This window comes from Amycolatopsis albidoflavus (assembly GCF_039525725.1).
GTDB lineage: Bacteria > Actinomycetota > Actinomycetes > Mycobacteriales > Pseudonocardiaceae > Amycolatopsis > Amycolatopsis albidoflava.
In genome coordinates, this window is sequence record NZ_BAAAHV010000005.1 from 237,426 (window position 1) to 247,898 (window position 10,473).

The 10,473-nt window shown below is 70.0% G+C and carries 6 protein-coding genes; all 6 read right to left on the reverse strand.

What is annotated here, in order from left to right:
- Positions 1-652: 652 nt before the first annotated feature.
- The 6 genes from ABD156_RS05625 to ABD156_RS05650 all read right to left on the reverse strand — a co-directional run bounded on the left by ABD156_RS05625 (position 653) and on the right by ABD156_RS05650 (position 10,055).
- Entirely contained in the window at positions 653-2,599 is a 1,947-nt protein-coding gene (locus tag ABD156_RS05625; RefSeq protein WP_344267406.1) for an intein-containing Rv2578c family radical SAM protein, read from the reverse strand.
- 76 nt (positions 2,600-2,675) lie between these two features.
- Positions 2,676-4,088 (reverse strand): Si-specific NAD(P)(+) transhydrogenase, encoded by a 1,413-nt coding sequence (gene sthA, locus ABD156_RS05630; RefSeq protein ID WP_344267408.1) that lies wholly within the window; start codon positions 4,086-4,088, stop codon positions 2,676-2,678.
- A gap of 84 nt (positions 4,089-4,172) precedes the next feature.
- On the reverse strand, positions 4,173-5,486 hold the full coding sequence (locus tag ABD156_RS05635; RefSeq protein WP_344267410.1) for a type I glutamate--ammonia ligase: 1,314 nt from the start codon (positions 5,484-5,486) through the stop codon (positions 4,173-4,175).
- Positions 5,483-7,276 carry an IucA/IucC family protein gene (locus ABD156_RS05640; RefSeq protein ID WP_344267412.1) on the reverse strand — a complete coding sequence of 598 codons (1,794 nt, stop codon included), beginning with the start codon at positions 7,274-7,276 and terminating at the stop codon, positions 5,483-5,485. The genes ABD156_RS05635 and ABD156_RS05640 overlap by 4 nt, the downstream gene beginning before the upstream one ends.
- Positions 7,273-8,565, reverse strand: a complete 1,293-nt coding sequence (locus ABD156_RS05645) for a lysine N(6)-hydroxylase/L-ornithine N(5)-oxygenase family protein (protein ID WP_344267414.1) — start codon at positions 8,563-8,565, stop codon at positions 7,273-7,275. The genes ABD156_RS05640 and ABD156_RS05645 overlap by 4 nt, the downstream gene beginning before the upstream one ends.
- Positions 8,562-10,055, reverse strand: a complete 1,494-nt coding sequence (locus ABD156_RS05650) for a pyridoxal phosphate-dependent decarboxylase family protein (protein ID WP_344267416.1) — start codon at positions 10,053-10,055, stop codon at positions 8,562-8,564. The genes ABD156_RS05645 and ABD156_RS05650 overlap by 4 nt, the downstream gene beginning before the upstream one ends.
- Positions 10,056-10,473 lie beyond the last annotated feature (418 nt).

Below are 10,473 nucleotides of genomic sequence, written 5' to 3' on the forward strand. Positions count from 1 at the left end.
GGGGTTACGCGGGCTAGGTCAGGCCGGGTGACCGGGGCGACAGCGAGTGCCCAGGTGGCAGCGCGGGCCGCGCGTGGCGACAAATTCGCCTGGTGGAGCCGGGCTTGATGGGTGGTTCGGGTTAGCAGCGAATGCAGGCGGGAGCGGTCCACGGTGACGCGGGCTAGGTCAGGCCGCGTGGCCGAGGCGGCAGCGAGTGCCCAGGTGGCAGACCGGGCCACGCGGGGCGACAAATTCGGCTGGCGGGGCGGGCTCGATGAGGTGGCTCGGGCTAGCGGGAGAGGCAGGCGCTGCACGTGGAGACGCGGGATGGCCCGCTGGTCGCCGCGCGTTTCGCAGCGATCCGCGGGCGGGCGGCCCCCGGGCCCGCCCGCCCGCGCCGAAGCAGGGTTTGTCCGATCGGCCGCCTCGCCGCAGGGATCGCACGGCTGGCTACGGGACGCCCGCGTCAATCGCACGGCGGGCTCCGGGACACCCGCGTCAATCGCACGGCGGGCTCCGGGACACCCGCGTCAATCGGACGGCGGGCTCCGGGACACCCGCGTCAATCGCATAGCGGGCTCAGGGACGCCCGCGGCACGGGATCGCCAGCCGCTCCCTGCGGCGGGGCCAGCTCTGCGCCGCCACCAGCAAGTCACATGGCCCCGGCAAGTCACAAGAGCCGCAGTTGCTCCGCCTCCCCCGCTCGTTGTTCGGGCACCGTCGTCGCATCCGCGGCCCGGGCTTCCTCTGGCCGGTCCGGCTCAGCTCGGGTTTCCGAATGCGCCCGAGGCGCCCGAGGGTCCAGCCCGTGTCGCCGCAGCAGTGGGCCCACCACCGTGGCCAGGCGTTCTCGGTAGCCGCGGTCGGCGTAGCTTCCCCTGGCGTACAGGCGGCGGTAGCGCGGGGCCAGCTCCGGGTACTCCCGCTTCAGCCACTCCGCGAACCACTCCCGCGCGCCTGGCCGGAGGTGCAGCGGCAGCACCGTCACCCTGGTCGCGCCGGCTTCGGCGAGTTGGGCGAAAAGCGGGTCGAGCGCCTCGGGCGAATCCGTCAAGTACGGCAGCACTGGTGCGACCATCACGGAGCACGGCAGCCCCGCCTCGGCGGCTTTGCGGATCAGGTCCAGGCGGGCGCGCGGGGTGGGGGTGCCGGGTTCCAGGCGGCGTTGCAGGTCGCCGTCCAGCAGGGCCAGTGACACTGCCAGGTGCACCGGGACGTCCTTGCTCACCGCCTCCAGCAGCGGCAGGTCCCGGCTCAGCATGGTGCCCTTGGTGAGGATCGAAAGCGGCGTCCCGGAATCGGCGAGTGCGCGGATGATCCCGGGCATCAACCGATAGCGGCCTTCGACGCGCTGGTACGGGTCCGTATTCGTGCCCATCGCGACCGGTTCTCGTTGCCAGCTCTGGCGTTTCAGTTGCGCGGACAGCACTTCCGGGGCGTTGACCTTCACCACGACCTGGGTGTCGAAATCCCGGCCGGCGTCGAAATCCAGGTAGGTGTGCGTGTTCCGGGCGAAGCAGTTGTGCGACACCATCCCGTCGGCGACGAAATCGCTCGTGCCCGTGGTGATGTCGAACAGCGGCAGCTCCAGCCCCAGCGGCGAGACGCTCGTGACCGTGCGCCGGACGCCGCCGATGACGGTGCCGTCCAGCGAGCGTTTCCATTCGACCGCCGGGTCGACCAGGTGCAGGAAACGCAGCACCTCGCCGGTGCCGCCGGTGAGCCGGGCTTGCCTGCGGCCGGGGTGCTGGCGGTGGCCGACGATGTCGTAGCTGAACGAGAACCGGTCCAGCGCGGCGAACAGCATGTCCACCACTTCGTTCTCGTCGTGCGCGATGGAGAGCGTGCCGCGCCGGTAACCGCCGGCCAGGTCGAAGAGTCCGGCCAGGAATCCGCGCGCCCAGTGGGCGTCCGGCTCCCTCGGGATGCGCATGAAGCCCACTGACGAGCCGAAATCGGGCAGGTAGGCCAGCGCTCGCGAGGCGGCGTCCGATTCCGCGGCGAAACCGCCGGAGCGCAGCATTCCGCAGAGATACCCCGCGCGGTAGCCGAGCGTGTCGTCCGGCGTGCGGGCGAACCGGCCGGCGCCGACCAGTTCCGTGCCGGGCTCCAGGTGCGGACGTTGCGCGGTGCCGAGTTTGCTGCCGGTGACGTACTTCCAGCCGCGCGCGCTGAGGAACCGGTGGTCCGGTCCGGCGACGATCCGCGTGCCGTCGTCGAGCGTGACGCGGTACGCCGGGCGCACCGTGGTCCAGTGCGCGAGCACTTCGGTGGGCACGAGCCGGCGCGCGACGCCGTGCCCGCGCGTGCCCATGATCCGGTCGCCCACGCGCAGGTCGGCGATCGGCTTCGAGCGGCCGTCGGCCATCAGCACCGGCGTGTCGCCTTCGAGGCAGTACGTGCACGCGTGCGAACACCCGCGATACGGATTGACCGACCACCGGAACGGCACCGCGGACGACTCGGGCACCCGGTTCAGCACGGACCGGGCGCGCACCTCGTGAAAGGTGACGCCGCCGAACTCCGGTGCCCGCACCGAGCGCACCACATCCCCGAAGGCACCGAGACCGGGGAGTGCCGGCTCCTCCTTCCCCGCTCGCAACTGTTCCCAACGCACCCCAACAGTCGAACACATGTTCTAAAGCTGTGTCAAACATATGTTCGAACACCCCTCGAACGAGCGAGGCGGAAGCTCAGCCGGAGAATCGCTCCAAGGCACGGATCTTGTTCGTCGCGTCGAGAGCCGCCACCTTGTACGCCTCGGACAGCGTCGGGTAGTTGAACACCGCGTCCACCAGGTAATCCACCGTCCCGCCGCAGCCCATCACCGCCTGTCCGATGTGCACGAGGTCCGTCGCGCCGGTGCCGAATACGTGCACTCCCAGCAACTTCCGGTCCGCCGTCGAGACCAGCAGCTTCAACATCCCATAGCTGTCCCCGGAAATCTGGCCGCGCGCCAGCTCCCGGTACCTCGCGATGCCGACCTCGTAGGGCACCGACGACGACGTCAGCTGAGCCTCGGTCGCGCCCACATACGAGATCTCCGGGATCGTGTAGATCCCGATCGGCTGCAACGCGCCGATGTCGTTCGCCGGCTCGCCGAACGCGTGGTACGCGGCGAGACGACCCTGGTCCATCGACGTCGCCGCGAGCGCCGGGAAGCCGATCACGTCGCCGACCGCGTACACATGCTCGACCGAAGTCCGGTAGTGCTCGTCGACCTCCAGCCTGCCGCGTTTGTCCGCGCCGAGGCCCGCGTTCTCCAGCGTCAGCGCGCCGGTCATGCCCTGGCGGCCTGCCGAGTACATCACCGCGTCCGCCGGGATCCGCTTGCCGCTGACCAGCGTCGTCACGGTGGCGTCGTCGGAGACCGCGACGTTCGCGACCTTCTCCCCGAACCGGAACGTGACGCCGAGGTCGCGCAGCTGGAACTTCAGCGATTCCACGATCTCGGGATCGCAGAAGTCGAGCATCTGGTCGCGCTGCTCGACCACGGTCACCCGGGAACCGAGCGCGGCGAACATCGACGCGTACTCGATCCCGATCACCCCCGCGCCGACCACGACCAGCGAGGACGGGATCGTCTCCATCGCCAGGATCTCGTCCGAGTCGAGCACGCGCGCGGCGTCGAAGTCGACGTGGTCCGGCCGCGCGGGACGGGTGCCGGTCGCGATCACGACGTAATCGCCGGTGATCGTGCGCCGGTCGCCGCGGTGTTTGCCGTCGACCAGGACGGTGTGCGGATCGGCGAACGAGCCGATGCCGCCGATCAGGTCGACGTGGTTGCGCAGCAGCTGCGCGCGCACCACCTGCACCTCGCGCCCGATGACATGCTGCGTGCGCGCCATCAGGTCCGCGATGGTGATGTCCTGTTTCACCCGGTAGCTCGCGCCGTACAGCTCGCGCTGGTTCATCCCGGTCAGGTACAGCACGGCTTCGCGCAGTGTCTTGGACGGAATGGTGCCCGTGTTGACGCACACGCCGCCGACCATGTCGTGCCGGTCGACGACGGCGACTTTCTTCCCCAGTTTCGCCGCCGCGATGGCGGCTTTCTGCCCTCCCGGGCCCGAGCCGATGACGATGAGGTCGTACTCGTATTCGCTCACGGCCCCGAGCCTGCGCACTCGCGGCGGTCCGCGCAAGTCCTCACGACCGGGTCGTCACCGGCTCGTCAACACCAATTCAGCTGGTCAGGACCGCAATGCGCCCCGGCGGCGGTGCAGATCGGAGACTGACCCGAGCGCCGCGTCGAGCTCCTCGCGCACCAAGGCGGCTTGCTGCGCGGCGACGTCCTCCCCCAACAACTCGGCGACCCGCCCCTCCTCCAGCAGCGCCAACGCCTCCCAGGGCGACGACGCCAGCTGTCCGCTCAGAACACCCGCGTCAGGCGGTGACAGCTGCTCGGCCAGACCAGCCGTACCGGCGGCGATCAGCGCGGAGACGACCAGGTGCGGCTGGGCATCCGCACCCGCGAAGCGGAACTCCAGCCGTGGCGCGGACGACGTGCCGCACAGCCGGATCGAGGACGTCCGGTCATCCGGCCCCCAGCGCAGTTCGCGCGGCGAGAACGGAGCGGTGCGCAGCCGGACGTAGCTGTTCCACGTCGGAGCCCACACCGCGGACAACGCCCGCGCGTCCCGCAGCACTCCGGCCAGAAAAGCGCCCAACGCGAACGGAAACCCGACCGGCCCGTCTGAAGTGGACAGTGACAGGTGGACGTGGCAGGAATTCCCCTGACCGGCCTCCGGCGCGGCCAGATAGTCGGCCTGCGCACCATGTGCGGCGGCTACCCGCCGGGTCACCATCTGCAGCAACAACGCATCATCGCAGGCCGCGAGCGCGTCACGATGGCGCAGGACGACCTCGTACTGACCCGGATGACACTCCGCGCGCGCCGATTCCACGCCGAGACCGGCCGTCGCGGAGCGCAGATCGGACAGCAGCGGTGCGAGGCGTTCGGTGCCGCCGACGGCGTAGTCCACGCCGTGCCCGGTGAGCGGATCTCCTTCCAGGTTCCGGAAAACCACCTCGTGCTCGATCCCGATCGACGGAACCAGCCCGTGTTCTTCCAACCGCGCCAGCCGGGTCCGCAACACCGTCCTCGGTGCGAGCCCCGCCGGTTCGCCGGACGGGAACGCCGTGTCTCCGACGACCGCCCAGGTCTGGTCGCCGAGCGGGAACGCCGTCGCCGCGTCGAGATGCACGCGCAGGTCGCCGAACCCGCCGAGATACGGCTTCAGCGGGCCGGTCTCCGGCAGCGGCTCGCGCTCCGGCGTCCAAGCGAAGATGTAACTGCACACGCCGTATCCGCTGTCCAGCACCTCGGCGGCGAACGGCGCGGCCAGCTCGACCGCCGCGAACCGCGCGTGCGGATCGGGCACCAAAAGCATCAGCCGAGCGCTGTCCTCGGCCAACACCCGACGCAGCACCTCCGCCGCCGCCGAGCCCGCTTCCGCGCGTACGGCCAGCGATCGCGGCCCGACCGGACGGTCGAACGGGCTCACCAGGCACCGTCCGGATCGGGCGCGTGCAACGGGTTGGGCACGCGGCCCCAGCGAACGTCGAACTCGTCGTCGCGCTCGACCTTGTCGAAACCCTGTCCGGCGAGGTGCTCGCGGTTGAGCGTGACGCGCTCGACGTCCGGCGCGAACAGCCGGCAAGCGTCGAATCGCTCAGCCACGTCAGGGTTTTCGTCGCGATAGCGGCCGACCACCTCGCGCACCAACGCCCAGAAGTCGCTGCGGGCCAGGTCGAGATCATCCAGCAGCAACTCCGCCCAAAACCGCAGCTGACCGGAGAAGACAGAGCTGAACAACGACTGGGCGAGCAGGTGCGCGGGCCAGCGCAGCATGTCGGCATCGGCGTCCGGCGGAAGGTCCGCGTAGCAGGGCAGTTCCTCGTCCATCAGGTCGACGCCCTGTGCGAAGTCCTTGATCGCGACGCGCAACGGGCGGCCGTCCGCGTCCACCACCAACACCAAATTCTGGCCGTGCGGGCAAAATCCAACGCCGTACTGGAGCAGCCAATGCAGCAACGGTGTGAGCAGCAGGTCGAACAGCCGCGACAACCACGCCTCCGCACCGTCGCCGGACTGCGTGATCAGCCTGGTCAGCACGGTCTCGCCGGCTGCGTCGCGGTACGGCAGCGCGGCGAAGGAGATCGCTTGCTCCCCGTCGGCGAGCCGGGCGACGAGGGGCTCGCGCCACAACGCACCGAGCGTCTCGTGGAACCGGTACGGCAGTTCCTCCAGCGAGCCGAACAGCGGATGCCGCACCGAAACGCTCGCGACCTCGCCGAGCAGCTCGAAGCGGTACTTCTCGGACAGCAGCGGGTCGGCCGCGTCGATCCCGCGCAGCCATTCGGTGACCGACGGCCCGGCGAGCGTCGCCGCCGAGTTCAGGCCGCGGTAGACGAGCGTATTGCGCACGGAGACAGCGGTTTTCACGTCACGGCGGCCGGGCCGTGACCGGTTGGCCAAGGTCCGCACGGTCTGATGCGGGCGGTAGACGTCGCTGCTCTCCCCCAGCTCGGCCATCCGGCCGGTCGCCAGTTCGGCGGCGTAAAGCGTGCCGATGATTTCGTCCGCCTGCCAAGGATGCACCGGCACCCAGACGTAGTCGGCGAGAGCTCCGAGACGAGCCGTGCGGGCAGTGAACTCCGCGCGGGTCTGGTCGTCCAGTTCCTCCCGCAGCAGGGTTTCCGCGTCGAGCCCGGCCACGCTGCGGAACTGTGCGAGATCGCGATGCACGGCGTACCAGCGCAGCCGGATGTCGGCACCGGACTCGGGCGCGTAACGCGCGCGGTCGCGGGCGGAAAACCCTACGCGGCCCTTGTTGAGCACCAGCCGAGGATGGCCGGTGAGATGGCCGTCGGCGAGGTTGTAGTCCATCGTGGACAGTGCGGCGGCGGTCGGTGCGCGGAGCAGCCGGGTCGCCTCGTTGGCGACTGTCGAGGTCAGCTCGGCGAGGACGTCAGCGAGCCGGAGGCCGGTGAGGCCAAGACGTTCGCGCGCGTCGACGACCAGCGTGCGCGGGTCGTCCGCCGGAGTCTCCAAGCCGTTGGCAAGCCGGATTGCGCTGCCGGGCAACACTGTCCACGATTCGAACGCGCCTCGGCGTGCCTCGAAACGGTACGAAACGTCGCCGGGCAGGTCGAGTCGCCAGCTGCGATGCCCCGCCCGCGTCGGTTCGCCGGGCGTCGGCACCAGCATCGCTTCGTAGGACAACTCGCCGAGCATTTTATGCGTGACGAGCGAGCCCGCGGCCCGCCAAGCGGCGTCGTCGGTCAGGGTCACTGGTCCTCCGTCTGGTCGAGGCCGAACGTGGTGAACGCCGTCCGTTCGGGCAGGTCGTACACCGGTTTTCCGCATACCGCGTTGAGAATCGCCGCGGCTCGCCACGCGCCGAGCCCGAGATCCGGCGCGCCGGGGCCGTGTGTGTGGCGTTCCGCGTTCTGGACGAACAACGGCCCTGGCACGTCGAGCTCGACGCGATAGTCGGCACCGATCACGAGTCGCCCTTGCGCGTCGCGGCGGACCGCGTCGCCGAGGCCTTCCAGCAGCGGCCCGGTCGGCGTCTCCGCGTAGCCGGTGGCAGCTACCACGGCGGATGTCCGATGCAGAGCGGTCGTTCCTTGCTGGACATGCCGCAGCCCCAGTTCGATCTCCTCGCCGACGGTTGCGGACACCACCTCGACGCCCGGCGTCAGCACCGCACCTGGCCAGCCGCCGCCGATGCTCCGGCGGTACAGCTCGTCGTGAATCTCGGCCATCGTCTCGGCGTCAATCCCTTGGTAGAGCTGCCATTGCGTCGGAAGAAGCTGGTCGCGAACCGCTTCGGGAAGCCCGTGGAAGTACGCCGTGTAGTCCGGGGTGAACTGCTCCAAGCCGAGCTTCGAGTACTCCATCGGCGCGAAGGCATTAGTGCGCGCGAGCCAGCGCAGACCGTCCATAGTGGACCGCGAACGCAGCAGATCGAGAAACACCTCGGCTCCCGATTGCCCGGAACCGACGACCGTCACCGAATCCGCTGCGAGCAGCTCGGATCGGCGGGTGAGGTAGTCCGCGGAGTGCAGCGCGAGCACGTCGGACGCGGAAACCAAGGGCTGCAACGGTTCCGGCACGCTCGGCTGAGTGCCGACGCCGAGCACGACCGCCGCCGCCAGCACCGGTTCCGCGCCCTTGACGGTCAGCTCGAACGCCTCCTCGCTGTCGATCCAACGCAGCCCGGCGACCTCGTGCCCGAACCGGCACGACGGCAGCCGGGACGCCGCCCAGCGTCCGTAATCGTCGTACTCGGCGCGCGACGGATGGAACCGCTCGGCGAAGTAGAACGGCAGCAACCGGCCGCGTTCGCGCAGGTAGTTGAGGAAGGAGTGGCGGCTGGTCGGGTCGACGAGCGTCACAAGGTCGGCGAGGAACGGGACCTGCAGCGTCGCGCCGTCCAGGAGCAGCCCGGGGTGCCAGCGGAACTCAGGGCGCGTGTCGAACAGCACGACCTCCAACTGGTCGAGCGGATCCGCCAGCGCGGCCAGCGACAGATTGAACGGCCCGATTCCGACCCCGGCGACGTCGTAGCGCCTCACGACGCGACCGGGCTTTCCCGCGTGACGCTCATGCGCAGGTCCACGGCGACGGTGGCCACCGCGTCGAGCAGCGTCCGGTAGTCAGCGGGTTTGGTGTGCGGATGCAGGAGAGTGAGCTTGAGCCACAGCTGCGAAGCACCGTCCGGACCGGTCGGCAACGCGCCGCGGCCGATCACCGCGGTGCCGTCTTCCAGCAACGTGCGCCGTACCTGCGCGACCAGGTCGTCCCCAGCCAACCCCGGCAACTCGTCCGCCGCCACCGGCCGAAAGACCACTGTGGACAGTTCAGGTGCTCCCCAAGACCGCAGCGCAGGATGGTCCTCGACCATCGCGTGGACGCCGGAAGCGTTGGCACAGCAGCGTTCCACCAGCGCACCGATCCCGGACGTGCCGAGCGCGCGCAGCGTGACCGCCATCCGGAACGCGTCCGGACGCCGGGACGTGCGCAGCGAACGGCCGAGCAGATCAGGCAGTCCGGCTTCGGTGTCGTCGTCGGCGTTGAGGTACTCGGCGCGGACGGTGAGCGCCTGCAGATCAGTCTCGGCGCGCGCTGCGAAGACGCCAGCAGCGACCGGTTGCCAGCCGAATTTGTGCAGGTCAAGTGCGACCGAGTCGGCCAGCTCCAGACCAGCGACACGGGAGCGGAGGCTTTCACTGCAGAGCGCGAGACCGCCGTACGCCGCGTCGACATGCAGCCGCGCTCCGGTCCGGCGGCAGATCTCGGCGATCTCCGGCAACGGGTCGATCCGGCCGGTGTTCGTGGTGCCGGCGGTCGCGACGACTACGGCCTGCGCGCCAAGCGGCGCCAACGCCTCGGCCAGCCCGGACGACACCATCCGGTCGTCCGCACACGGCACCACTACCGGCGCGGGGAGCCCAAGCAGCCACGCCGCGCGGGCGACGCTGTGGTGCGAATTCGCCCCGCAAACCGGTCGCATGACACCGGATTCCCGAGCGAGCAGGAGGCCGAGGAGATTGGATTCGGTGCCGCCGGACGTGATGACCGCGTCCGGACGGACGGCATCCGGGTAGCAGAGCCGGGCGAGGCCGGTGGTGAACTCGCGCTCGATCTCGCTCGCGACCGGGGCCTGGTCCCAGGAATCCATGGACGGGTTCAGCGCGGAGGCGACAACGTCAGCGGCGACGGAAACCGCCAACGGCGGGCAATGCAGATGCGCGGCGCACGCCGGGTCGGCGGGATCGGCGGATCCGGCGGCGAGCAGGGCAGACAGCTCTTCCAGGGCTTGTTCAGCGCCCACTCCGTGCCGCGCGAGCCCGGAGGACTGGCCGCGGGCGAGTGCCGCCGCCACCGCGGCCGGGCCACCGACCGGGACCGGACCGCCGCGTTCCGCCGTGCCCGCCGCCATCCCGCGCAATGCCGCGGGCAGCAACTGGGCCAGCCGGTCCGCGCCGCCGAAACCTCCGGCCAGCCACTCCGCCGAAGCCACGCCAGGCTTGGAGGCCGCCAGCGCTGAGGGCGCATCCGCCATGGAACCGCCTTTCTTAGGGTAACCTTGCCTTACCCTGCGCAACAATACGGATACCCACCGACAGCCCGCGACCGGGGCAGCCCATGCCCAGCATCCTGGGCAAACCGACCCCGACGCGTCGCCCATTCAGGAGGCACCCCCTCCCCCAAACGCCGCAGCACCGGCGACCGCCCAGCCCATCCCCGCACAAAACGGCCGGCACCCCACAAAGGAGCACCGGCCGTTCTCGGAAACCTCAGCGCTTCAAAACCAGCCCCCACACCCGCTCGAAACCACCACCGCCCGTCGCCAGCACCGACGTCGTCACCCATTGTCCACATAGGACCAAACGCTGCCGTGAATCACGAGCGGCCCAGCCAGTCCGCGATCACTCCCGCCCGCACCCAACCGACTGGACCGAAACGCGGGATCGCGTCGG